The sequence below is a fragment of the Acinetobacter sp. TW_SC_4 genome (assembly GCF_054861205.1).
On record NZ_CM142174.1, the window covers coordinates 2,618,737 to 2,644,663 of the forward strand.

Below are 25,927 nucleotides of genomic sequence, written 5' to 3' on the forward strand. Positions count from 1 at the left end.
TAACATTCAGATTTTTAATGCTTTAGACTGAGCCAAAACAATCCAATTAAACAATAAAACAGGTGACATACTATGCCAATTTATAACGCGCCACTTGCTGACATGAAATTCATCCTGAATGATGTTTTCAATGCAGAACAGTTCTGGCAGGCGAATGAAAATCTTGCCCACTTGGATACTGCCACAGCAGAAGCCATTCTTGAAGAAATGGCTAAGTTTGCGCAAAACGTCATGCTTCCTCTGAACCGTACCGGCGATGAAGAAGGCGCAAAATATGAAAATGGCAATGTCACCACACCAGCTGGCTTTAAAGAAGCATTCAAACAATATGCTGAAGGCGGCTGGATCGGTCTGGGTGCAGATGCAGAATGGGGCGGCCAAGAAATGCCGAAAATGCTCACCGTACTTTCTGATGAAATGCTGTTTGCAACTAACCCATCTTTCATGCTCTACCCACTTCTTTCTGTGGGTGCAGGTATGGCTTTAAACAGCTATGCATCTCAAGAGCAAAAAGAAACCTATCTTCCTAAAATTTACTCTGGCGAATGGTCAGGCACCATGTGCTTAACTGAGCCACATGCCGGTACTGATCTGGGTATTATCAAAACCAAAGCTGAACGTAATGAAGATGGTACCTATAGCATTACCGGTACCAAAATCTTTATCACTGGTGGTGATCACGATCTTGCTGAAAATATCATTCACCTGGTACTGGCAAAAACACCTGATGCGCCTGCCGGCTCTCGTGGTATTTCCCTGTTCATCGTACCGAAGTTCCTGGTCAATGAAGATGGTTCAATTGGCGAACGTAACCCGGTAGGTCCAGGTTCAATCGAACACAAAATGGGGATCAAGGCCTCTGCAACTTGCGTAATGAACTTTGACGGTGCCAAAGGTTATCTAGTTGGTAAAGAAAACGAAGGTCTGGCAGCCATGTTCGTGATGATGAACTACGAACGTCTGTCTATGGGCATCCAAGGTCTAGGCGCCTCAGAATTTGCTTATCAAAATGCTGCACAATACGCGACAGATCGTTTACAGGGTCGTAGTGCACTTGGTGCTCAATCACCGGCTAAACCGGCAGACAGCATTTTAGTACATGGTGATGTACGTCGTATGTTGTTGAATGTTCGTGCGAATAACGAAGCATCTCGTGCTTTTGCGGTGTATGTCGGTCAGCAACTGGATATCACCAAGTTCTCGACTGATCCTGAAGCCGTGAAAAAAGCCAATGACCGTGTTGCGCTGTTGACACCAATTGCAAAAGCTTACCTGACGGATACTGCATTCCAGGCAACCCTAGATGCACAAATGGTCTTTGGTGGACATGGTTATATCCGTGAATGGGGTATGGAACAATGTATCCGTGACCTGCGTATCTCACAGATCTACGAAGGAACCAACGGCGTTCAGTCTCAAGATTTAATCGGCCGTAAAACCATTAAATGTGGCGGTGCGTACATCGGCGAATACATCGAAGAAATTCGCGACTTTGCGAACCAGTTAGATGCAGACCTGAATTTCATTAAAGATGCAACTTTAGATGCAGCTACTGAAGTAGAATCATTGACTCAGTTCGTGCTTGAAGCTGCTGGCGAAAATGCAGAATTCCCGAATGCTGCAGCAGTCGATTATCTACATGCAGTAGGCCTATTGAGCTTCTCTTATATGTTTGCGCGCATTGCCAATGCAGCAAAAGACAAAGATGGCGATTTCTACCAAAATAAACTTGCGCTTGCGCGTTACTTCACGCAACGCATCTTGCCTGAACTAGCACTGCGTATCACTAAAGTGAAAGCTGGTTGCGAAGTAGTGATGAATTTCTCTGAAGATTACTTCACGACTCAAGCTTAATCTTGACGTGAATCCATATAAAAAGCCCTGCATCTGCAGGGCTTTTTATACACTATACTTTTTCAATCAAGATCGTATCTGGTTGCGTCGTTATTTTAGGATTGAAATGCTTATTTACTATTTTAATTCCCCCTTGCGACTCTAGAGATTCACACAGTTCAAGTACCTTCTGCATCTCTTCAGCCTTGATCCCCGCGCCTAGGATTAATTTTTTTCCTGCTTCTAATTGACTAATTTTTTTTTGAATTTTGTCCAACATTTTTTTTCTCCTATTTATTCAATGTAGTTCTCATACAATATAACAAGTTAGTGCAAAAAAAGTACAAAAGTTCAAATAATTTCACTTTTATTTTATTTTTCTCTTTTTGTGCATGATCTTTGCTAGTTCTTTCCTGTTCATATATTATTTCACATGAAAAATAAGGAGGAGAACATGAGTAAATCTGAATCTAAAGTAAAAAGAATAGAAACTCTCCTCGACCGTTTTGGCAACCTTGCTGTTGAAAGTTTCCATTATCTTGCGCTGTTCATTATTGGCTGTATGGTGATCTGGTCCGCAGGTCATACCGTATTTGACATTTTAACCGTCAAACAGTTTGCCACCATTGACGATATTCTTTTGCTGTTTATCTATCTGGAACTTGGTGCCATGGTCGGCATCTATTTCAAGACCAATCATATGCCGGTTCGGTTCCTGATTTATATTGCAATTACTGCCCTGACCCGTTTACTGATTTCTGATATTCAACATACGCACAAAGCCAGCATGGATCAGGTTATTATTACCGGTTCAATTCTGATTCTGGCTTTTGCCATCCTGGTGGTCCGTTATGCGTCCTGGACCTATCCGTCCGTCATTCGCGACAAGCATAGCGAAAAGCCCTTACCAGAAGGTAAAACTCCACGACCTGAGGATGATGAGTTGGCATAGTCATAGAAAAGTCCCCCTTTGCAAAAGGTGAGAAGCACTGCTTCGCAAGAGGGTAATTAATCACCTCTCCTAACAAGAGAGGGAGTTTCTTTTAACGATTATTCATCAACACATAACGTCCATTTTCATAAATCCAGTAACTTCCGCGTGGTGGTGCAGGTAATCCCAAGCGCTGCCAGTCAGTAATGACTGTATATCTCGAACTTTCAATGTGAACTACATTCGGATCACCATTCACCCAGCTATAGCTATTGGAATTCTGGTAAATCGTGGTCGGTGCCTGATACTGGATATTGAACCCACTTTGGCTCTGGGCAGGAGGATAATATCCGCCATGGGATGGACGTTGCGGATAATAAGGCCGCTGCGAATGAGGCGGTTGTGGTGCATAATGAGGACGTGATGGAGGACGATGCTGGGGTTTAGAACGATCAACACCGGTATAGCCTACCCAGGCATTATCCGCCCAAGCGGGCACTGCAATACAGAACAGAAATGAAGCCAGCAATGCACCTGAAGCTAATATTTTCATAAGTGCGTCCTCCAAAGATTTCTGCCCATATTTTAACCAAAACCCATGCAGAAAATATGGATAAATCTCCTGCAGCTGCAAAGTTTTGTAATTGATTCCATGACTTTAATAGGCTTGCGTGATGAGCGCTGAAGTGCGTATGCTAATATCACTTTTTTAATGCTTTGAGTTGCATACTGTGTCTGATTTAAATTTCGATCGTTTATATGAATATTTTTGCAAGGTGCCCAGTGTTCAAAAAGGACTGATTGATAGCTATGGCTCGGATGGGAAACAGGCCTGGTGGTTTAAATTTCAGATCAACGTTGATCATCCTTTAGCATGGCAAACTGTGCAGGAACTGGGTCATGTCCTGAACTATATTTCTAAGAATGAGCGCCTGCCGACTCAGTTTCTTCCAGTTTCTCCACCGCCGTATATGAATGGTGTAGCCAAAGATTTCCTGTCTTGGGTGATCCAGTGCAATCATGCTGACTTCCCACCAGATGTGGTATGTGACTGGTTAGAAGCACGTTTACCAAATCCGGTGGATGATGAAGCACAATGGAAAATCAAGACGGATATTTCTGAACTGGATGAGCTGACAGATAAAGAACTGGATCAACTGGTTCCGCCGAATCCGGAATCAAAAAGCTAATACTAGAAATCTCCCTAAATCCCTCTTTGATAAAGAGGGACTTTCCTCTCTTTTTTAAAGGGAGGTTAGGAGGGATTTAAAATCAAAACGTCGACCAGCCACTCCATTCCATAAAACGATAGAGCCAGTATTTCCAGAATGACTCTTCAGCATATTGAGCATAGTCCACGCTCATGGAACGGCCATTCAAATTAGACCAGGCCGTATTGAAATACTGCTGCGCATCGCTAAAGACTTCCGCCTGAGGCTGACCCACCACACGCAGATTGGTTTCCAGATTATAATTTTTCAGGTTACGTGCCGTGAAATTGGCAGAACCTAAAATCATTTCAGCTTGCTGGGCACCGGATTTCATCAGAATTTTGTTGTGACATTGCTCGCCTTGAGTATTACACCAGCGTACCGGAATACCAGCTTTATGCAGTTCTGAAGCTACCTGCCGGTTAGGAATGCCATTTTTTTCACGACCAAATGCATCTTTATTTGGATCAAGTAAAACCCGAAGTTTTACACCGCGCTCATGCGCTGCAATCAACCCTTTCACAATCTTACGTTCTGACAGATAGAACATGGCCAGATCAATCTGCTCATCTGCTTTCGCCGTTTCAAGCAGCTTTAGAACTCCCTCATAAATGGCTTTTTCAGTCAACACCTGAACTTGAGGCTGGGTTTTTTCCGCTTCAAACTCACCTGCAATCACAGCCGGCATATTGGCTTGAGACATGATCCCGACCGCCTGTTCTGTCGCAAGAATATCAATCGCTGTTCTGCCCCAGACCAGTAGACCAATATTGGAGTGCCGTGAACTGCCATCATGTGGGTTCATTGAGGTAACCAGTGCTTTCCAGCCCTGATCTGTATCCACGACCAGTGTTTTACGATGATTGGCTTTGAAATTAAACAAGTCAAAATAACTTCGTAAGGTCACTTTTTCTGGACCAAATGGATTCGGCAACCAGCCTTTTTCCGGATTATTGCCAATCCCCTGACAGCACAGATACCAGAACCCTGACCAGCTTGGATTAGAAGCACGCAGTGGTGTCAGATTGGTTTCGATTACATCTACTCCCGCCTGACGCAGTTCACGATAATGCTGTGCTGTAATTCCACCATAGACAGAATTAATCGGATCGGTAATAAATTTGATTTCGACTTCAGGCTGCATCAATCGCTTGTTGAGTAAGGCCTCTGTGAGCTGTTTGCTGAGTGCCTGATGTTCCTGTTTGGAAGCACCGGTCTGCTGATTAAACAGAAACATATCCAGCACGATCAGGGATTTTGCTTCCTCAACCATCTTCAGCATTTCATTAAAAATCTGATGGTCCAGTTGTTGCTTGCCCTGTGCATCCAGATAAGTCTGATCGACCAGAAATTTCACCTGTGCATGGCGCAGCTTACCTGTATAATTCAGCCCTTCAGGTAACGGTTTATAAGTATGATAAATTGCTGAAGCTAGATAACTGGCCATCAGCACACCAATGATCAAGGCCGCATAACGGCGGTTTGACCAGTTCAGTTTATTGTGAATTCGTTGAAAGATACGCATAAGAAAAAACCTAACCCAATATACTCAGGCTAGGTTTAATCTGATGATTTTTCAAGTCTATTTCAGTGACAGTACTTGGATTCAGTCAGTTATTTCATCTGAATTCTAGAAATCATATTGTACGCCGACTGTGAAATTACGTCCGACTTGCGGAATATTCGACAGGAATGAGCTATGTGAATAGACCTGATCATCGAGCAGGTTATTGGCTTTAAAATAAACCCGATAGACATTTTTATCGGCAATAGTATTGGCATAGCTTAGGCCGACATTGACCATGTTATAGCCTTGGGTTTCATCTTCATAACTGGCCGTTTTGTCCTGATTAAAGACATGATAATACTCTGCCATTCCTGACCAGCCATCGGCAAAGTCTGCTTCAACCTTGGTTCCTAAGCGTCCTGCTGGAATACGGGGTGCATTTTCACCCTCAATTTTACCCCGTACGTAATCACCGAACACGCCTAGCTTATATGTATCATTTAATGCATAAGTAGCTTCTGCTTCAGCCCCATAGAAACGGGCTTTATCTTGGGTATATTCTACCCCACGCAAATTTCCATTTCTGGCGGTTGTCGCACCGTAGATATAGTCATCAAACCAGTTATGGTAAATATGCGCATGATAATCCAGCTTATCACCTTCATATTCGAAACCTAGTTCCAGGTTATTCGAGCTTTCTTTTTCCAGATCAGGATTACCGACTTCATAGGTATTGGTGGCAAAATGCAGGCCATTGGCATACAACTCTTGCGCCAGTGGTAAACGTTGCTGATGTGAACCTACAATGGATAACTTATAGTTCGGGGCAAATTCCCAATTCGCAGCAGCAGAAGCAGAGACGCCCGTGCCTGAATAATTTTTCTGTTCAGATTCAACCTGTACTTTCTGATGATCAACACGTGCACCCAATTCGACATGCACATCGCCGAGTTGTTTATGCTCTAAGGCAAACAGACTGTATTTTTCAGTTTTGGTATCTGGCATGACCACACTTGAACCATGGACATGATGTTCTTCATCATCCTCGTCACCATCTTCATGATGATCATGTTCTGTAGCAGCCAGATTGATTTTCTGCTGGCTATATTGGGTGCCAATTACGCCCTCCCAACCAGCAACCGGAACATGGACTAGTTCTAGACGGCCATCGTAGCCTTTGCTTTTGAAATTACTGATGACTTCATTTTCTTCCAGCTCATCATGCTCATAATCAGTAAAGCTGGCATGGGCACGTAACTTGTCAAAACCAGCAAAAGGCTGTTCCAGTTCAGTACGTACTTCATAACGTTCAGATTTCAGATCTACCCATGGTCCGCCATGCTCTTCTTCATGCTCTGCGGTAGCACCCAGCTCTGGACAGCCATGGAAATGATCACCATGTAATACACAGCCATGATATTCATGACTATGCCCCGGCAAGCCATATTCATCCTGACGGTTACTATAAGATAGCCCCACAAAACCACGATCATGAATCCATGATCCACCAATATTCACGGTCTGGCCTTCAGCAAAGGTATTACCTACACGACGTTCTTTGTGAAAATGTGAATGATCGCCATGAGATTCTTTTACTACATAATCAGGCGCAATATAGTCATTGGCTTTGTGTTTAGTACCTTCGACACGCAGGGCAAAATTTTCACCGACTGCAGCCGTCACGCCTGCACTTGCCAGTTTTTCATCACTGCCCGAGTTGTAACGTAGTCCAGCAGTTCCTTCCAGACCGTCTTCCGGCATTTGGGTTGGGATTTTCTGGTCAGTGACATTGACCAGACCACCGACGGTTCCCGCGCTATAAAGCAAAGTTGATGGGCCACGAATCACTTCGACCTGTTTGGCCAGAATCGGATCAACCGTCACCGCATGGTCAGGAGATAAGGTCGATACATCAGCCGTTTCTGAAGCATGCTGCAAAACTTTGACACGAGGACCATCTTGTCCTCGAATTACCGGACGGCTCGCTCCGGTTCCATACTGATTTGAATACACCCCAAGTTCATCTGCCAGCGCATCACCAATAGTCGTCGCACGTTCAGATAAAGCTTTCTGATCCACTATTAGATCAGCAACTGCAAAATCTGCCGCAGTTTGTACCAATGGATGAGCTTGTACCTGAATGGTATCCATGGTTTGTACAGGAATAGAAGAAGATGGCTGTTCAGCAAATACCGTAGGCGCAACTACAGCAAAAATTGAGAGTGTTATTAGATTCTTAGAAAAGGACATGACCCAAGCTCAAATTCAGCAATTTAGAATATTGTTATAATATAACATTTCATTTCTTTTGCAATCCTTTACGATAATCAATGAGATATTTTATTAGAATGTCGTTTGAATATTTTTTATTGCAGTAAAATCCTATTTTTATGCCCTTTACTTTATCTCATGCTGTACTCGCTCCGCCTATTTCATATTTAACTGACAACCGGCTCCCTGTTGCTGCGTTGGCGATTGGTAGTATGGTCCCAGACCTGTACCGTCTTTTTACCCATAAAAATTCTAATATTACTCATTTATGGTCTTCGCTGATTCACCCTGATTTATGGATTGGTCTTATTTTTTGTGCGGTCTGGTATTTGATTTATCGCCCAGTGATTTATCGTTTTATTGGCATACAGCATGACTTAAATATTCATAACTTATTTTCAGCGTTCAGATTTATTTGCGCTATGTGTATTGCAGTGGTGATTGGGACAGCCACTCATATTATTTGGGATGGTCTGACCCATGCAGATTTTCGAACCTTTGCCTTTTATGACATTCTCAGCCAGCAGTATCAAATTTTAGGACGAACTTATCCACTACACCGGATTTTGCAGATTGGTACTTCTGCTCTTGCGCTACCTTTTATTCTGTGGATGAGTCTGCATTACTATAAAACTCATCGGCAATATCTAAGCGTCAGTCACAAGATTCTCATCTTTTGCTGGGGTCTATTCGGTCTATCTACGCTCACAGGTTTATTTTCGACATGGGACTATATGCGCTACATTCCGGATGAGGTCTGGCAATCTGATCTGTATTATTTTACCGGCCGCTCTATCAATGAATTTACCCAGGGCTTTTTAATCACTTTTAGTCTGGGCTGTCTGCTATTTCTATTTCTGGATCGTGATCGGCGTATGGGTTAGGAAAATCTCCAGCTTTCTGCTTATTCACTTTAAAATGATACTGTTTTTGCCTCAAGTTCTTGTGACAACATGCCCAAAGAGGCATAATCCTACCTTTGCTAAAGGCGGTACGCTGTTTACGTATACGCTTCCTTAACCCATATAGTTGGATTTTTAACGCTATGATGCGAACTCATTACTGCGGTTCTTTAACCGAAGCTCAAATTGACCAGACCGTAACATTATGCGGTTGGGTACACCGTCGCCGTGACCACGGTGGTGTCATCTTCCTTGACATGCGTGACCGTGACGGTCTTGTTCAAGTGGTTATCGACCCAGATACACCTGAAGCGTTTGCAACAGCAGACAAAGCACGTTCTGAATACGTATTAAAAATTACAGGCCGTGTACGTCGCCGTTATGCGGGTACTGAAAATGCCAACATGGTGAGTGGTCAAATCGAAGTATTGGGTAAAGAAATCGAAGTTCTTGCTCAGTCTGAAACTCCTCCATTCCCATTAAATGACGAAAATACAAGCATTTCTGAAGAAATTCGTTTGAAATATCGTTTCTTGGACATCCGTCGTCCTGAAATGATCGATCGTTTACGTTTCCGTTCTAAAGTGACCAACCTGATTCGTAACTATTTAGACGATCACGGTTTCCTGGACGTTGAAACTCCGATCTTGACTCGTGCGACTCCTGAAGGTGCGCGTGACTACTTAGTTCCAAGCCGTGTATCTAATGGTAGCTTCTATGCTCTTCCACAATCACCACAGCTGTTCAAACAGTTGTTGATGGTAGGTGGTGTAGATCGTTACTACCAGATCGCTAAATGTTTCCGTGATGAAGACTTACGTGCGGATCGTCAACCTGAATTCACTCAAATCGACATCGAAACATCGTTCATGAGCGATGACGATATTATGGATTTGATGGAAGGCATGACTGTTAAGATGTTCGACGAACTTCTTGGCATCAAATTCGACAAATTCCAACGTATGCCTTATTCAGAAGCAATGCGTGACTACGCTTCTGACAAACCAGACTTACGTATTCCTTTGAAACTTGTTGACGTTGCAGACTTGATGCAAGACGTCGAGTTCAAAGTATTCGCAGGTCCTGCGAAAGATCCTAAAGGCCGTATCGTTGCGCTTCGCGTACCCGGTGCGGGCTCACTGCCACGTAGTGCAATCGACGAATATACTAAATTCGTTGGTATCTACGGTGCGAAAGGTCTGGCTTACATCAAAGTTAATGAACTTGAAAAAGGCATCGAAGGTCTTCAATCACCTATCGTTAAATTCATCGAGCCTATCGTGCTGGATCTATTGAAACGTGTTGGTGCTGAAAATGGCGATATCGTCTTCTTCGGTGCAGACAAAGCCAAAGTTGTGAATGATGCAATGGGCGCACTTCGTGTGAAAATTGGTCATGACATGAACCTTGCAACTTGCGAATGGGCTCCGCTTTGGGTGGTTGACTTCCCAATGTTCGAAGAAACTGATGATGGCAAATGGACTTCTGTTCACCATCCGTTCACGCTTCCTAAATCAAGCGTTGAAGATGTGAAGAATAATCCAGGCGAAGCATTGTCTGTTGCTTATGATATGGTATTGAATGGTACTGAAATCGGTGGTGGTTCACTGCGTATTTATACTTTAGAAATGCAAAAAGCGATCTTTGAAGCGCTGGGTATTTCTGAAGAAGAAGCAGAAGAAAAATTCAGCTTCTTATTAAATGCATTGAAATTCGGTGCGCCTCCTCACGGTGGTTTGGCATTTGGTCTGGATCGTCTGGTAATGTTGATGACTGGTGCTTCTTCAATCCGTGACGTGATTGCATTCCCGAAAACCAAAACTGCTGAATGTCCATTGACTCAAGCACCTGCACCAGTTGAATCAACTCAACTGCGTGATTTGGGTATTCGCTTACGTGAAAAACCAAAAGCTGAATCTCAAGAATAATTTCTTGATGATTTAAATAAAAAAGCCCTGCTAGAACAGGGCTTTTTTATTGCATTGAGAAGCCTGCACGACAGTGGCATAATAGCTTCAGTTTCTATTTTTAGGTAATTTGGCAATGGCGATGCGTCCTGCTGTTCGTAACCGTGGCATCATGCTGATCGTGTTTTCAGTCGTACAATGGCTATTCATGCGCTATATCCTTGCAAACAACCTGTTTAACCTGGACACCAATGACCGTATTGTGTACTTCTGTCTGAGCAGTATTTTAGGTGCACTTGTCATTTTTGTAGGCCTGATTTATATGGTGCTTAAAGGCAATCCTGATCAAGAATCTTAATCAGGCAAGCTGCATATTATGTACGCATTACTCAAGAATTTCTCCAAACTCCCGTTAAGATTCATTCAAAATTTGGCGAAAAGTGTTGGATCACTTCTCTATATCACGAATTCATCGATTCGCCGTACTACAGAAATTAATTTAGGAATTGCCTATCCTGAACTGTCAGCATCGGAACGCACACGACTGGCAAAACAAAGTGTCCAAAGCCAATGCATGACCTATGCCGAGTCAGTTAAAATTTGGGGTTCTGAACCTGAGTTTGCATTAAAACAAATCCGGAATATTCATCATCCAGAGATTTTTATTGATGCACTAAAAAATCCGAATGGAACTTTGGCAGTCGTTCCTCATTTTGGTACTTGGGAGTTACTTAATGCCTGGGTGAATCAACACACCAGTCCAGTTATCATGTATAAACCGAGCAAAAATCCTGATGTCGATCGGTTTATGCTCGAAGCACGGCAGCGTTTAAATGCTACCCTTGTTCCGACTGATGAAACGGGAGTACGGGCTTTATTCAAGCATTTAAAACAGGGTGGATTCGCTGCCATTCTTCCTGACCATGTACCCAAAGAAAGTGGTGGTATTTACTCACCTTTTTATGGACAGAATGCTCTATCTTCTACCCTGCTCTCTAAATTGGCTGCAAAAACCCAATGCTCTGTGATTGGTCTAAGTTGTTTACGTCATGATGATCTAAACGGCTTTGATATTCATGTAACTGAGTTATCAATTGATATTCTCTCTAAAGACTTACAGCTTTCTGTAGATACCTTAAACAAGGAAATGGAGCGAATGATTAACATTGCTCCAGAGCAGTATTTGTGGGGATATAAACGGTTTAGGAAGTTGGAAAATGACAAAAGTTTATATTACTCATAGTAAAAATTAGCTACTTAAATTAAAACTTAAAAATTAGGTTTAAAATGAAAGATCAGAAAAAAATTCTTTTTATTATTGATCATCTTAAAGGTGGTGGTGCAGAAATTATGACTCTTAATCTTGCAAAAAAACTGCAAGAGAGAGGCTATGAAATAAACATCATAACCTTAATTAATATAAATAATTATAAAGAAAAGACTAAGAGTTTCAATATTCAATCTATTGATTTTCCTACTAAATTTGTTGGTGGGAAGTTATTAATAGACAAAAAATTAGAATCTAGTAAGAAAGAACAACTCCAGTCTCTTATTGATGAAATAAAACCTGAAGCTGTTATATTAACTATTTGGTATGCATATTTAAGCATATCATTTATTAATCATCCAAATATATGGATATGGTCACAAGCAGACATTCTTCCTGAATTTAATAAAACTTCAAATCCGATTAAAATATTAAGAAATATATATAAGAAGAGAAAATTTATTAATAAATTTAAGGAAGTGTTTTCAAACAAAAATTTTATCGTACTTAATAAAGATTTAAAATTGAAATATTCTCAAATTTTAGAGAATTCTAATATAAATGTTATTTATAATGGATTAAATTTAAAAGATACAATACAATCTGAAAAGAAAGAAAAAGTATGGGATATTTGCTATGTTGGTCGTTTATCACCTTCCAAACAAATTGAACATGCTTTATTTGCTCTAAAAAATTCTCATATTATTAAAAATATGATTATTATTGGTGATGGAGCAAGAAAAGACAAACTTTTAAAATTAGTCAATCAACTAAATATTAGCGATCGTGTTCATTTTACTGGCTGGGTGGATGAGCCTATCGAGTATATTAAAAAGAGTAAAATATTAGTTCTCCCTTCTCAGACAGAAGGCTTCGGTCTTGTTATTGGAGAAGCTCTATTAAATGGCACTCATGTAGTTGCATATAATTGCAGCGAAGGAGTATCACATCAATTTTTTACCCCTGATATGCAACGCGGTCTAGTACAACCAAATAATCGTGCAGAATTAAAAAATTCTATCGAAGATATATTAGAAAATCCATACCAAATTCCCCCAAACTTATCAAAACGTTACGATATTAAAGAGATGGCTGATAAATTTATTAAGTTAATCGATTAACCGTATATATTCCGCAACAGCATAACTTTGGGTAAAAGATGGATTCAAATTTGTTGAATAATTATCTACCTCTTTTAATGCTTGATTGATTTTAAGCGAAAGTTCAAAAATATTGCCTACAGCAACGAGATTATTAGCTTGTAAAATTTCATTGGGACCTGAAGGGCAATCAGTACTTATAACGGGAATACCCAAAGCTAAAGCTTCTAAAATTACTAAACCCAACCCTTCAAAATCAGACGACAAAACCATAAATTTTGCATGCTTAATATATGGATAGGGATTTTTTTTGAAGCCTGTAAAAATAACCTTGCCTTCTATCCCTAAATCTTTAACCAATTTTTTAGAAGTTTCTAATAGTTCACCAGTCCCGACCAAAACCAGCTTTTCTTGAACATTGGCTTTTGCATAAGCTTTAATTAAAATATCATGTCGTTTCTGTTGCTTAAACTTTCCAACATTTACAATATATGGTTTTTCAATATCAGGAATATATTCATTTGCTGTTGAAACCACTTGTTCCACATCAATCGGATTATAAATTGTAGTAATCCGACTTTTTGAGCCAAATACTTTAATAAAGTCTTTTTCGACACCCTTACTTACTGCTACACAAGGCTTGGCTAAATAAACTTTATCCAACTGTTTTTTCATTCCCTCTAATCTTTCACCATATTCTAAACTCGTCGTGTTATGAATGACTAAATGAACATTCGGTAACTGACTTTTTGATAATATAAAATCAACAGGAAATAAGTTTGATAGGACAAGATCAGGGATCCCAATATTTTTAATAACAAACCGATCAAATGCTTTTGCTGCAAAACTGGCACGCATAAATTTAGGAATTGCACGATACTTTTGATAATCAAAAAAGTGAAGTTTTACGCCCTCAGGAATCGGTAAATCAATAATATTTTTAAAATAAACAATATGTGCTTCATGACCTGCATCAATTAGGCCCTTTGCCAAGGTTAAAGCAAAACGTTCAGCGCCATTTCCCTGTAAAGTAAAAATGGCTAATACGATTGTTTTTTTCATGAAGCACTAATCCTGAATAAATTTTTCTTGATCTAGATTGATCAATCTTTTTTCTGCCTTTCCCATGACCTGCAAATATCGTATAGCCATAGTTATTTGTCCCGCTAACCGCCTTTTTTTAAACTTGTATTTTTCTTTGATAGAGATGAATTCAGGTTTAAAGTGTTCAGAGCGCCCAATGGTCGAATCAAAACTCTCTTGTTGTAAGAGACCATAAGCGCCAAGCTGGTCTTCTTGAATAATCACTGCAGGTTCAACTTGCAAACACTGTAACTCATAAGCCGAAAATATAAATCCATCTGCAATTGCTGGTGCTGTTTGCGCCAAACGATTTAATAATTTTTGCGCGCCACTCGGGTAGAGGATATAACCTGCTGCTCCAGTACGATCTTGATATAATTCATATAATTTGACCTGAGTAGAACCTAAGATACACACGGGTGTCCGACTAATAATTTTTTTACGACTTCTTACTTCTAGATTAATTAAGTCCACATCTGAAAATTGATGCTGTTCAATTTCGTTTAAAATTTCTTTTGTATTGGAAGCCAATACGGCATCATCTTCAAGAATTAAACAGGGCTGATTCCTTTTTATTACTTCTTCCCAGGCTTTTTGGTGACTGAGAAAGCACGCTACCTCAACTTTACGCAAAGGCCTTTGCCAGCCAAAACCAAATTTTTGGTATTGTTCTTCACTCAGATCAGCAACTGAAAATGCTTCTAATATTTCAAAATCCAGTCCTAATTTCCCAAATTGTCTTTTTTGAAAATCACGACGATCCTGTGAACTTTTTAAATTGATAATTAAAGTATTCACAATTACCACCACCTGGTTTTTTCACGCGTATGACGCTGCTTAAAACGGGAATAGACATTATTATTTTGCTCAAGCTGAAGCCGATCAAAAATTTCCAGTACAATTTGCCCAAGTGGATGAATATCGCAGATCTGTTCCAAACGCCAGCGCATATTCCGTAAAGTATCATCTGTGCCTACCGAAAATGCAGATGTACCGTCAAATAGTGCATAACGCTGGTTTTGTAATAAATGCTGATGTTGCTGATTTACTACTAAAGACTGATCACATAAAAAACGCTCAGTTTCCTGTAGTTTTAAAGTATTAATAAGAACCACAGCATTCATAAGAATCGCTTTTAAAGTAATATCTTCATCAAAATCAATAAAAGTATCACATGCTGAAATTAGCCAGCGGATATTTAGCGACTGTATAAGAAAATCCCGTTCAGTCATCCATAATGCTTTAAATTTCGCATAATTATTTTGAGTATCAACCTCACGGCGAATCAAGACAATCAGACTGGCATGGTAATAATTTAATTTAGGCTGCCCAATAAATTCTGATTGCAGCTGTTCGATATGTTCATTGAGATCTTTGGCTGAACCATGCGTATAATTCGGAGTATCGCCCGCGATCATTTCAGTTTTTAATTGCTCAATATCAATATCATCGAATTGGGCATAAACCTTGTCAGCACCAAAGCGACGCTGATGTCGGCTAAATGAAAACCATTGTTCAAACTTACTTTTCTTTCTTACAGGCATGTTTAAACCATTTAATTTGAATTACTGCCAAGCATCCTTGATCCACTGGGATGGCAACACATACCGATACCATTTACCCCCACCACCATTAATGGCATCAGGTGGGTTAATCTCCCCATGGAAAATAATAATTTTTACGCCCTCAGGCTTTACTGGCGGCTTGAAATAAGCCATTGGAATTTTTTGTAGGCAATGGTATTTATAACTTTTGCACCAGCTATCCGGCCAATAGCTAAGTTTCCTCTTCTGGTCTACATACCAAGACAGATAAGCCTGCTCATTACGGAATTTTTGACGGATTTCATCAAAGTGTTCGCGGAAATAGGCCAACAGACCTGGAAAAGCTCCGAGCTTAAAGCGATAAACTGAACTATTCCCAGTAATACGCCATGGTCGTTTCCAGTCATGGATAATCAGAAAGTCACCCGGATGCGTAAAGAATTCATCAATATTATCGACAATGACAACATCCAGATCTAAAAATAAAGCATTGCCTTTCAAACCATAGAGATCAGGTTCAAAGGTAGATAGCTTGTTCCAGCCACGCTCAGGCGCACCTTCAGGCAATGCCAAAGGTGGAATAGGAAAGCATTGCACATTTGGATCAATCCCTTCAGTACGGTCAGTTAAACACACCATTTGAAAATCAACGGTAGTGTGTCGCTTCACCATATTGTAAAGGCGATTGACATATTCAGACCCATATTTTGTGCCCCATTTCATACAGATCACAATATTTTGCTCAGGTGATTGTTTACCCTGAGTCTTAAGGTCATTTTGCTTTGCGTTCATGCACCCATCATCCACCTATGCAATATCAGTATCATACCATTACTGGTACTGACTGAACCTATTGCTTTTCATTTCCGCACAGTTTACCGTAAATCTTATGAAAAAATATAATCTTCATTTTTTCATCACAAGAATTGAATATTTTTCCAGCAGCTTAGATCGAAATAAAGTTCATATTTGAATGATAAATATAGAACAACACTAATTTTAGTCGTTCATTACGCTTATTAGTTTATTTTTACAGTAAATATATAACTTTCCAAAATATGAAACTCGTCATTTTTCTGCAATTTATTGACTTCTCTACCTAACAACTTAATAGTTTTAGTATTTTTCCTAAGATTCAATAAAAATAAAAAAGGACTCAAACGAGTCCTTTTTTATTTACTAAACCTCTTGCGAAAGTATCGTTTTACCTAATTTTTGAATTGGCTAAAACCTTATAAAATGTAGCTTTAGGCTGTTTAAATTTTGACTAACGCAAGAAGTCTACTAATTCACTTATTTTACATAAGTTAACCAGTGTGCATATTTAGGGTCTTTACCCTGAACCGCATCAAAATAAGCTTTCTGGATTTGAGTTGTGATTGGACCACGTACGCCTTCACCAATTTGACGGTCATCATATTCACGGATTGGTGTGACTTCAGCAGCAGTACCAGTGAAGAAAGCCTCATCTGCGATATAGAATTCGTCACGGGTAATACGGCGTTCTACCACTTCATAGCCAAGATCTTTAGCAATGGTAATAATCGATTGACGAGTGATACCGTCTAGCGCGCCACCAGCGATGTCTGGAGTGTGAATTACGCCATCACGTACCAGGAATACGTTCTCGCCTGAACCTTGGCATACATAGCCTTGCGGATCAAGCAGCATTGCTTCGTCATAACCTGAATGTGCCACTTCTTGGTGAGCAAGAATCGACAATGTGTAATTACCAGATGCTTTTGCTTTACACATCGTCACGTTTGGATGATGGTGTGTGAATGATGAAGTTTTTACGCGAATACCTTTCGCCATCGCATCATCACCAAGGTAAGCACCCCAGCTCCATGCTGCAACTACAGCATGAATAGTATTGTCAGTTGCGGCAATACCCAATTTTTCAGAGCCAATAAAAATAATTGGACGTAAATAGCAAGATGCCAATTTATTTTCACGAACCACATCAATTTGCGCTTGTTCTAAAGCTGCGTGATCAAATGGAACTTTCATTTGATAAATTTTTGCAGAATTGAGCAAACGTTTGGTGTGTTCTTTCAGACGGAAAATAGCCGTTCCATTCGGGGTTTCATAAGCACGGACACCTTCAAACACACCCATGCTGTAATGCAAAGTATGTGTTAATACGTGAGTTTTCGCCTCACGCCAGTCTACTAGTTGTCCATCTTGCCAAATAAAACCATCACGATCAGCCAAATTCATGCCACAAACTCCAATTTTTCACAATTATTCACTATCCAGTGCAAATAATGCACTTGGATCAATCAGTCTTTGCCATAACTTGCAAACGGTCTTTCGGGTATCGTGCCAGTCGCTTGCAGACACTTGCATGGATTGATTTGCAAGGGCTAAGCGGTGGCTCTCGGCGCGTTCACGGAGATAAGCTTGAATCAGAGCAGTCGCATCGTCGCTGGATAAGCAACCTGATTTTGCGGCATCCTCAAGGATTCTTACATTGTCGGAGTAATGGGCGAGATCTTTATTCGTCCCACTCCAAGCTAACACCGCATACTGTGCCATAAATTCGATATCAACGATACCACCTGCATCTTGTTTTAAATGAAAAATCCCATCTTTTTTTTGCTCTTTGGAAGAACCCAGATGATCTTTCATTTTCTGACGCATTTTCAGAACTTCACTACGTACATGACAGATATCCCGTTTCTGGGTAAGAATCTTACAGCGTAGTGCTTCAAATGTCTCTCTCAGGCTATCTTCCCCGGCAATGGAACGTGCGCGTACCAAGGCCTGATGTTCCCACAGCCATGCATTTTTCAACTGATATTGCTCAAATGCTTTCAGGCTAGTGACCAGCAGCCCTGCTTCTCCAGAAGGACGTAGACGAGTATCGACTTCATAGACACGCCCATCCAGTGTTTGTGTGGTCATGAGCGACATAAACTTCTGTGCCACACGCATGGCAAACTCAAAACCGCTAATCGGCTTGAGACCGTCCGTATCTGCCTGCTCACCCATATAATGAATGAAGACTAGATCCAGATCCGAACCATAACCCAACTCAATGCCACCGACTTTGCCATAGCCAATGACGGCAAAAGCCGTATGTTCTATTGAGCAGCGCTGCCCTTCTGCATCCAGCGGAAAACCATGTCGTTTGGCCACAATCTGATAGGCCAGATGCAGCGCAGCATTCACCGAGACTTCTGCAATATCTGTTAAGGCATCCGAGACTTTCATTAAAGGACTTTCTGCCAGTACATCACTGGCAGCTACCGCAAGGACATTGGATTTTTTAAACAGGCGCAGCACTCGCATCTGGTCTTCGACTTGGTCAATTTCAATTCTGAGCAATTGCTGACGCAGGCTGTCTTCCAGATCCTGACGTTTAGGCAATTCGAAATCCATCGACAGGAACTCATCCAGCAATACCGGATAATGGGTAAGTTCCTCACAGATCCAGGGGCTGACAGTCGCCATCTTGACCAAACGCTGTAAAGCACCTTTACTTTCAATCAGCATCACCAGATACACCGTACGACGCATGACTGATTCAACCAATGGCATCAGGCGAACCAGTGCAACTTGCGGTTTATCTGATTCTAGAATCGCCTCTATCAGATAAGGCCAAAACGTTTTTAAACGTTGAATGGCTTTAGCTGGCAATTTTTTTAAGGCATGACCATGCCAGAATTCATGCACCAGATTTTTTGCATGATCATCCAAGACTTCATTCAGCTGTTGTTCCAACTGAGAAAAACTTTTGCCTTGAGGCTCTGGTCCATTTTCCTTGATCAAGTGCTCAAACTGGTAAATCACTTTAGCGCGTTTTTGATCCAGCACTTCCATAAAGGCGGACCAGTCTGCAAAGCCTAAAGTATCCACAATACGTTGACGTAAATCTGGCTCAGTCGGCAAACATTGGGTTTGTTGATCATGCAGCGCCTGAATAGCATGCTCTACCCGACGAAGGAATAAATAGGCATCTTCGAGATCAGTCACCGCCTGTTCATCCAGAAGTTCAGCCTCATCCAGATGATTCAAGCTGACCAGACATTGCCGATCTTGCAGCTCTAACTTGGCTCCGCCATAAATCAGCTGAAAAACCTGCACGATAAATTCAACCTCACGGATCCCGCCTGCCCCAAGCTTGATATCGTCTTCAATATTGCGGCGCTGTACTTCACGCTCAATCATTGCTTTCATTTCACGCATCGCTTCGAAAGCACTGTAATCGACATATTTACGGAAGACGAAAGGACGGGTCATATCCAGCAGTTCATCACCTTCTGGACTCGGATTGACGATGCGGGCTTTGATCCAGGCATAACGTTCCCATTCGCGGCCATGCTGGCTGAGATATTTTTCTAGTGCGGCATGACTGATGGCTAAAGCAGAACCATCACCCCAAGGGCGCAAGCGCATATCGACACGAAATACAAAACCTTCAGCAGTGATATGATCCAGCAGATAGATTAACTTTTGTCCCCATAGGATACAGAACTGCTGAACGTCAATGCATTTACGCCCATCCGTTTCACCCTGTTCATCAAAGGCAAAAATCAGGTCGATATCACTGGAAAGGTTGAGTTCCTGAGCGCCCAGTTTGCCCATCGCAATAATAATAAGATCTTGAACTTTACCGTTATAACCAACTGGCTGACCATATTTGGCGACTAGAGGAATACGGGCAAACTCTTTGGCAGCGCAAATGCAGGCATCGGCGAAATCAGACAGCTCGCGAGTCAGCGTGATGACATTGGTAAGTTGATTGGCATCCTGCCAGATCCAGCGAAACATCAGACGAGCACGTAGAATACGTAAACTACGCATCCACATGGTTTCATCACTGATATTTAATAAATTGGCCTGAATTAAGTTTTGAATCTGTTCAGTGCCGAGTGATCCCTGAAACTGATCAATTGCATAATCCTGATTCAATAGATCTTGATGATTGGCCAATACCTGTTCTGCATACTGACTGGCTCTTAAGGTTTTCTGCAATTGTACCGCGTCCATCACTCGGTGATTCCCTCAAAACTTTTATTTAGTTATAGCAGGAGTTCAGGCCGAGTGGGAACGGTTTTAAAAGAAATTTATGATTTTCAGGACTTTTCAGTATGCAGATCTTCAAGTACCAATGCCTGATGATCATTGGTCACTTTAGGTAAATACACAATAAAGGTGGTTCCAGCGCCTTCTTTAGAATCTACGGCAATCTGTCCATGGTTCAGATCTACAAAACGCTTACATAGTACCAGACCTAGACCTGCGCCTTTCTCATTGTCTGTGCCTTTTAAGCTCACCGTGAGATTTGGTCTAAACAGATTTTCCATCTGTTCTTCAGTCATACCGAGACCAGCATCCTGAACAGTGATCTTGACTTGCTCACCTTCCATTTCAGCAGCCAGAATCACCTGTCCACCCTGATCCACTGGAGTAAATTTCAGAGCATTCGATACCAGGTTCTGCAAGACCGAAGTAATCATGTTGATATCAGCATGTACCTTGATATCTTCAGGAACCTGGTCAATCAGCTCAATATTCTTTTTCAGCGCCAGACTTTTCAGTACATCACAGACAATTTTAGTAGACTGTTTTAATTCATAATTAATCGGATGATAAACAAAACGTCCACCCTCTGCCATCGCCCAGGTCAACAGACTTTCTAACAAGTTATACGTCGATTGAGCCGTATCATATAAATAATCAGAAATACTCTGGATACTGGATTCATCCAGAGTGTCACGTTCCTGCGCCAATACTTCCGAGAAGCCTAACAGGCCATGGAAAGGTGCACGCAGGTCATGAGCAATAATCTGGAAGAATTTGGTTTTACTAAAGTTTTGTGCACATTGTTGTTCGTATAACTCTTTTAGTTCAGTATGCTCTTCATTCAGTTTGACTCGCTTGACTAAAGTTTCAGCAAATTGCTGAACAATAATAATATCTTCCTGATCAAACCCTTCAGTCTGATCATCAAAGAAAACCACCTGCCCTAAAGACTGCCCTTGAGCTGATTTTAAATTAAATGCCACCAGCCGCTGATGGGCGACACCAAGGCTTTTTACGTAATCTGATAATTCTGCATATGCAGGATGATTTTGATCGATCACATCCATTTCTTGTAAATATTTAGGGATGTCCACATTCTGTGGTACGTGTAAACCGCGAAAACCGAGCGGACAGCTGTGCCAGATATAGGGTTCCGTATGGAATCCGATGATACAGGTCTTGGCGCCGAGTACTTTACGCGCGACTTTACAGAAGGTGTCTAATAAATTGTCAGAGGTATAGACACCTAAAATGAGAGATATACGGCACGAGCTTAACTGCTCCGTATTCTGACCGATCTCTAGCAGTTTTAGTTCCATGTCTGCCTCTCTGGATGTTATGGAATAGAGAATAAAAATTACAACCGACTAAATTGATACAATCAATAACAAAGATTCTATATTTACTCAACGTTAAAATCTCATTTATGGACCAAAGGATTTGTTAACTTATTTCTCTAAAGATACATTCATTGTTTCAATGCATTGATATTTAAATATTAAGAATTACTTGAGAAAATATTCTCCTTATAAAAAATTACATATAATTATTTGAAATTCCTGAATTCATTTCAAATTGTTTCGATATCACCTTAATATCCAAATTATACGAAGATAAAAACAGCTCACTTTTCTTCTGATCTTCAGGTAAATAAAAGCCTTTGAATTTTCAAATATATAGATACTACCTATTGTCACTTTCTAGAAAAGTAGAGCGCTGATAATATTAACTTTGACCTAAATCTATTTCTACCTTTTAAATATTCTTAACAATCATAAAATATTGAGAAATTTAAATAGTTTATTTATGCACTAAAACCTATTTCTTAAGTAATCAAAAATATTAAAAGTTTACATTTTTTTACAGTTAACAATGACTTATAGGAACATTCTTGAATTCTTATAAAAAATTAAAATTAATTAGAGTGAATAAAAAAGCGACAAAATGTCGCTTTTCTTTAATTCAGATTACAATCAGTTATCTGAAATCAGGGCAACTTGCTGCACATAGTTAAACAGCTTTTGCTTTGAGGCTGCCACTTCTTCTTCCGGTGCCTGATTTTTTAGATCACGATGCACACGTAAATAATGCTGACGTAAGGTATGACGCTCTGTCGCATTATAGGTTTTGGTAAATTCGTTAATCGCAGGATCACCATCTTTCACGATACGGTCAACCCAACGCTGCAATTGTGCTGTCTTTTTCAAACCCTGTTTCGGAGTCAGATAAGACAGAATCACGGTTTCATTTTCATTACGGAGTAATTTACCAATACGTGAAAATTGACGACGGCGTGCTTCATGTGAACTGATTTGCTGGACATCCAGCAAAGCTTCAATCAGACGCTCTTCAACGGGTAAATTTTTAATTTGTTTCGCACTCAGTTCTGCCAACTGTGCGCCTAAAGCAGCCATACGCTGAACTGCTTTTTTCTGTTCGGTTTTACTTGCGCGTCCCTCTAAAGATTCAAAGTCTTCTTCAGTTAAACTGCTCGGTCGACGTGCCACGATTAATCTGCCTCATAAAATTTTGCCGCAAACAGTGCCTGAATTTCAGATAAAGCCTTTTCCTCATCTGCACCTTCAATCACTAAGCGTAAAGTTGTTCCTTTGCCCGCACCAAGCATCAGCAAGGACATAATATTTTTGGCATCAACCAATTTGTCCGACTTGCCAATCTGGATACTGGAACGAAATTTGGTGGTAACTTCAATGAGTTTACCTGACGCACGCGCATGTAAACCTAGTTTATTAATTACGTCAACAGTCGTATCAATCATGACCAGTGCTTCATTTCTCGGTGGAGGACTTGAATAGACCATTTTGCCTCAAGCGCTTTTTTTAGTCTATCCACAATATAAACAGAACGATGTTGGCCGCCAGTACAACCAATTGAGATGGTCATATAATGACGATGACCCTCAGCAAAGGTCGGCAGCCATTTGTCTAAAAAGTGATAAATATCCTGAAACATGTCTTCGACCTGATCACTTTTCTCCAGGAATTCCTGTACTGATTGATCGAGGCCTGAGTATTTGCGCAGTTCGAGTTCCCAATGCGGATTCGGCAAATGACGGACATCAAAAACATAATCAGCATCCAAAGGAATTCCATGCTTATAGCCAAAAGATTGCAGAATCACAATCAGGTTATCGGTCTGCCCCAGCTTGTACAGCAAGGTATGTTTCAGATCATGCACGCTTTTATCGGTGGTATCGATATGCACTGTGGAACGGAGTTGGATCGGCATTAGCAGGACTTTTTCTTCCTGAATACACTGATGCAGGCTCTTAAAACGAGCAGCCAAAGGATGCGGACGGCGTGATGCACTGAAACGGGCAATCAGCTCCTGATCCTGCGTGGTCAGATAGATGACATCTACCGTACCATGCTGTTGCAACTGTTCAAATACATGGTCGAATTCCTGCAAATCTGCACGGGTACTACGTACATCCACCCCAAGCGCTAACTGTTCCAGATTATTTTCACAATCCAGCTTCGCCACAATTTCAGGAAGTAAGGCCAAAGGCAGATTATCAATACAGTAATAACCCAAGTCTTCAAGTACCTGCAATGCAGAAGATTTACCTGAGCCAGATTGTCCTGTCATAATTAAAATGCGCTTCATGCCTTACGATCCTTTTACTTATCCAGCTGCGTATTTGATCTGCAGATTATCAATCAGACGAGTTTTTCCTAATTTTGCCGCGATCAGAATCACGACATCCTGATTAAACTCATCAATTTTCTGTAATTCCGGTGTACGGGCTTCTACATAGTCCACTACCAGACCTGCATCTGTCAAAGTTTGGCGGATACCTGCCAGTGCTTCCTCCAAAGTTTTACCTGCATGTAACTGCTGCTCAGCAGTTTTCAGACTTTGAAAAATAACCGGTGCTGTCGCACGTTCCTGCTCGCTTAGATAGCCATTGCGTGAACTGAGTGCCAGACCATCTTCAGCACGGGCAATTGGTACACCAATCACTTCCAGCGGAATATTGAGGTCTTGAACAAACTGACGAATCACAGCCAGTTGCTGATAGTCTTTCTGACCAAAGAAGGCATAGTTGGGCTGAACAATATTAAATAATTTAGTCACCACGACCGCTACACCATCAAAATGACCTGGACGCTGTAAGCCGCACAGGTCATTGGTGATACCAGACACACTGATATTGGTTAGACGTGGCTTGTTACCATACATCTGCTCTACCGTTGGGGCAAAGACAATGTCACAACCTACATCTGCCAGTAACTGCTGATCCTGTTCTAAAGTACGTGGATAATTATCAAAATCTTCATTTGGTCCAAACTGGATCGGATTAACGAAAATACTCACAACAACGACATCACACAGTTTACGCGCCTCACGCACCAGATTCAGATGCCCCTGATGCAGGTTACCCATGGTCGGGACAAAACCAATAATTTTACGCGCAGAACGTGCAGGATTGAGCGAAGCAGATAATCCTTGGATGGTTGTTTCTGTTTTCATGTTACAACTCGACTTGGAATGTTTGTTCAGGTGCTGGGAATGAACCATCTAACACAGCCGCATGATAGGCCTTAAATGCATCCAGAATTGCAGTCGCACCAGACTGTTCTTTCATAAAGTTACGTACAAATTTTGCGGTGTGGCCAAAGGTCAGACCGAGCATGTCCTGAACGACCAGTACCTGACCATCAGTGGCTGCCCCTGCTCCAATGCCAATCACCGGAATATGCGGGAATAGTTCAGTAATTTCCTGACCCAATTGTGCAGGCACACATTCCAGTAACAACACTGCTGCACCGGCTTCAACCACCGCCTTACAGTCAGCAATCAGTTGATCGGCCGCTTCACGGGTACGAGCCTGTAGCTTATAGCCACCAAAGACATGCACCGACTGTGGAGTGAGACCCAAGTGAACACAGACTGGAATCCCGTTACGGGTTAGAATCTGAACGGTTTCCGCCAACCAGGTACCACCTTCCATCTTGACCATTTGTGCACCGGCTTGCATCACCGTTTTTGAGCTTTGTAACGCATCATTCAGAGTGGCATAACTCATAAATGGCAGATCAGTCATAATCAGTGCATGCTTATTGCCACGGCGAACCGCTGCGGTATGGTAAGCCATATCTTCTACAGTCACAGGCAAGGTTGAATCACGACCCTGAATCGACATACCCAAAGAGTCGCCAATCAGAATACTGTCAACTTCAGCAATTTCCATGGCTTTGGCCATACTGGCATCATAGCAAGTCAGGCAAGAAAATTTGCGTCCTTCCGCTTTATATCGTCTTAAATCACTGAGACTGATCATGAAGATGTTCCTCTATTATTGAAGTTCTCTCGAAC

General features: G+C 41.2%; 24 protein-coding genes. 8 read left to right on the top strand and 16 right to left on the bottom strand.

Annotated elements, in window-relative coordinates; translation table 11 throughout:
* Nucleotides 1–72 precede the first annotated feature (72 nt).
* Nucleotides 73–1,854, top strand: a complete 1,782-nt coding sequence (locus tag ACWM1W_RS12850) for an acyl-CoA dehydrogenase C-terminal domain-containing protein (RefSeq protein ID WP_004782156.1) — start codon at nt 73–75, stop codon at nt 1,852–1,854.
* Between the two features lie 52 nt (nt 1,855–1,906).
* On the opposite strand, the gene ACWM1W_RS12855 is transcribed toward ACWM1W_RS12850, so the two are convergent.
* Complete coding sequence (locus ACWM1W_RS12855; protein WP_375726223.1) at nt 1,907–2,113, bottom strand: hypothetical protein; 207 nt, start codon at nt 2,111–2,113, stop codon at nt 1,907–1,909.
* A 174-nt stretch (nt 2,114–2,287) separates the two neighbouring features.
* Between ACWM1W_RS12855 and ACWM1W_RS12860 the strand changes: the two genes are divergently transcribed.
* Nucleotides 2,288–2,785 carry a phosphate-starvation-inducible protein PsiE gene (locus ACWM1W_RS12860; RefSeq protein ID WP_005232065.1) on the top strand — a complete coding sequence of 166 codons (498 nt, stop codon included), beginning with the start codon at nt 2,288–2,290 and terminating at the stop codon, nt 2,783–2,785.
* A 91-nt stretch (nt 2,786–2,876) separates the two neighbouring features.
* On the opposite strand, the gene ACWM1W_RS12865 is transcribed toward ACWM1W_RS12860, so the two are convergent.
* A complete protein-coding gene (locus ACWM1W_RS12865) occupies nt 2,877–3,317 on the bottom strand; it encodes an RcnB family protein (RefSeq protein ID WP_375726222.1) in 441 nt (146 codons plus the stop codon).
* A 178-nt stretch (nt 3,318–3,495) separates the two neighbouring features.
* On the opposite strand from ACWM1W_RS12865, the gene ACWM1W_RS12870 reads away from it, so the two are divergent.
* Nucleotides 3,496–3,954 carry a hypothetical protein gene (locus ACWM1W_RS12870; RefSeq protein ID WP_004782151.1) on the top strand — a complete coding sequence of 153 codons (459 nt, stop codon included), beginning with the start codon at nt 3,496–3,498 and terminating at the stop codon, nt 3,952–3,954.
* An 82-nt stretch (nt 3,955–4,036) separates the two neighbouring features.
* On the opposite strand, the gene ACWM1W_RS12875 is transcribed toward ACWM1W_RS12870, so the two are convergent.
* Both ACWM1W_RS12875 and znuD read right to left on the bottom strand, forming a co-directional pair.
* Nucleotides 4,037–5,500 (bottom strand): phospholipase D family protein, encoded by a 1,464-nt coding sequence (locus ACWM1W_RS12875; RefSeq protein WP_375726221.1) that lies wholly within the window; start codon nt 5,498–5,500, stop codon nt 4,037–4,039.
* Between the two features lie 105 nt (nt 5,501–5,605).
* On the bottom strand, nt 5,606–7,732 hold the full coding sequence (znuD, locus tag ACWM1W_RS12880) for a zinc piracy TonB-dependent receptor ZnuD (RefSeq protein ID WP_375726220.1): 2,127 nt from the start codon (nt 7,730–7,732) through the stop codon (nt 5,606–5,608).
* A 140-nt stretch (nt 7,733–7,872) separates the two neighbouring features.
* On the opposite strand from znuD, the gene ACWM1W_RS12885 reads away from it, so the two are divergent.
* The 5 genes from ACWM1W_RS12885 (at nt 7,873) to ACWM1W_RS12905 (ending at nt 12,950) form a co-directional block, all read left to right on the top strand.
* Nucleotides 7,873–8,637 carry a DUF4184 family protein gene (locus ACWM1W_RS12885; RefSeq protein ID WP_448765151.1) on the top strand — a complete coding sequence of 255 codons (765 nt, stop codon included), beginning with the start codon at nt 7,873–7,875 and terminating at the stop codon, nt 8,635–8,637.
* Between the two features lie 161 nt (nt 8,638–8,798).
* Nucleotides 8,799–10,583, top strand: coding sequence for an aspartate--tRNA ligase (gene aspS, locus ACWM1W_RS12890; RefSeq protein WP_034704264.1), 1,785 nt, complete (start codon nt 8,799–8,801; stop codon nt 10,581–10,583).
* 115 nt (nt 10,584–10,698) lie between these two features.
* Nucleotides 10,699–10,920, top strand: a complete 222-nt coding sequence (locus tag ACWM1W_RS12895; protein WP_005232078.1) for a hypothetical protein — start codon at nt 10,699–10,701, stop codon at nt 10,918–10,920.
* An 18-nt stretch (nt 10,921–10,938) separates the two neighbouring features.
* Nucleotides 10,939–11,805, top strand: coding sequence for a lysophospholipid acyltransferase family protein (locus ACWM1W_RS12900; protein ID WP_448765150.1), 867 nt, complete (start codon nt 10,939–10,941; stop codon nt 11,803–11,805).
* A gap of 44 nt (nt 11,806–11,849) precedes the next feature.
* Complete coding sequence (locus ACWM1W_RS12905; protein WP_179990719.1) at nt 11,850–12,950, top strand: glycosyltransferase; 1,101 nt, start codon at nt 11,850–11,852, stop codon at nt 12,948–12,950.
* Here ACWM1W_RS12905 and ACWM1W_RS12910 read toward each other — a convergent pair.
* The 12 genes from ACWM1W_RS12910 to panB form a co-directional block, all read right to left on the bottom strand.
* The gene (locus ACWM1W_RS12910; RefSeq protein WP_005232088.1) at nt 12,939–13,991 is read right to left on the bottom strand and encodes a glycosyltransferase; all 1,053 of its coding nucleotides are present in this window, start codon (nt 13,989–13,991) and stop codon (nt 12,939–12,941) included. The genes ACWM1W_RS12905 and ACWM1W_RS12910 overlap by 12 nt on opposite strands.
* A gap of 6 nt (nt 13,992–13,997) precedes the next feature.
* Nucleotides 13,998–14,810 carry a glycosyltransferase family 25 protein gene (locus tag ACWM1W_RS12915; RefSeq protein WP_005232090.1) on the bottom strand — a complete coding sequence of 271 codons (813 nt, stop codon included), beginning with the start codon at nt 14,808–14,810 and terminating at the stop codon, nt 13,998–14,000.
* 2 nt (nt 14,811–14,812) lie between these two features.
* A complete protein-coding gene (locus ACWM1W_RS12920; protein WP_005232091.1) occupies nt 14,813–15,556 on the bottom strand; it encodes a hypothetical protein in 744 nt (247 codons plus the stop codon).
* A 21-nt stretch (nt 15,557–15,577) separates the two neighbouring features.
* Nucleotides 15,578–16,348 carry a hypothetical protein gene (locus ACWM1W_RS12925; protein WP_005232093.1) on the bottom strand — a complete coding sequence of 257 codons (771 nt, stop codon included), beginning with the start codon at nt 16,346–16,348 and terminating at the stop codon, nt 15,578–15,580.
* A 501-nt stretch (nt 16,349–16,849) separates the two neighbouring features.
* Nucleotides 16,850–17,776 carry a branched-chain amino acid transaminase gene (locus ACWM1W_RS12930; protein ID WP_005232095.1) on the bottom strand — a complete coding sequence of 309 codons (927 nt, stop codon included), beginning with the start codon at nt 17,774–17,776 and terminating at the stop codon, nt 16,850–16,852.
* A gap of 24 nt (nt 17,777–17,800) precedes the next feature.
* Nucleotides 17,801–20,551: a bifunctional [glutamate--ammonia ligase]-adenylyl-L-tyrosine phosphorylase/[glutamate--ammonia-ligase] adenylyltransferase gene (gene glnE / locus ACWM1W_RS12935; protein ID WP_448765149.1), complete on the bottom strand. Its 2,751-nt coding sequence runs from the start codon at nt 20,549–20,551 to the stop codon at nt 17,801–17,803.
* An 86-nt stretch (nt 20,552–20,637) separates the two neighbouring features.
* On the bottom strand, nt 20,638–21,906 hold the full coding sequence (locus tag ACWM1W_RS12940; protein ID WP_005232098.1) for a sensor histidine kinase: 1,269 nt from the start codon (nt 21,904–21,906) through the stop codon (nt 20,638–20,640).
* Between the two features lie 654 nt (nt 21,907–22,560).
* The gene (gene yjgA / locus ACWM1W_RS12945) at nt 22,561–23,094 is read right to left on the bottom strand and encodes a ribosome biogenesis factor YjgA (protein ID WP_005232100.1); all 534 of its coding nucleotides are present in this window, start codon (nt 23,092–23,094) and stop codon (nt 22,561–22,563) included.
* A gap of 2 nt (nt 23,095–23,096) precedes the next feature.
* On the bottom strand, nt 23,097–23,366 hold the full coding sequence (locus ACWM1W_RS12950) for an HPr family phosphocarrier protein (RefSeq protein ID WP_034169914.1): 270 nt from the start codon (nt 23,364–23,366) through the stop codon (nt 23,097–23,099).
* On the bottom strand, nt 23,363–24,214 hold the full coding sequence (rapZ, locus tag ACWM1W_RS12955) for an RNase adapter RapZ (RefSeq protein ID WP_005232102.1): 852 nt from the start codon (nt 24,212–24,214) through the stop codon (nt 23,363–23,365). Before rapZ ends, ACWM1W_RS12950 begins: the two co-directional genes overlap by 4 nt.
* Nucleotides 24,215–24,232: 18 nt before the next feature.
* A complete protein-coding gene (gene panC, locus ACWM1W_RS12960; protein WP_005232104.1) occupies nt 24,233–25,081 on the bottom strand; it encodes a pantoate--beta-alanine ligase in 849 nt (282 codons plus the stop codon).
* A 1-nt stretch (nt 25,082) separates the two neighbouring features.
* Nucleotides 25,083–25,892 (bottom strand): 3-methyl-2-oxobutanoate hydroxymethyltransferase, encoded by an 810-nt coding sequence (gene panB, locus ACWM1W_RS12965; RefSeq protein WP_005232106.1) that lies wholly within the window; start codon nt 25,890–25,892, stop codon nt 25,083–25,085.
* Between the last annotated feature and the right edge of the window lie 35 nt (nt 25,893–25,927).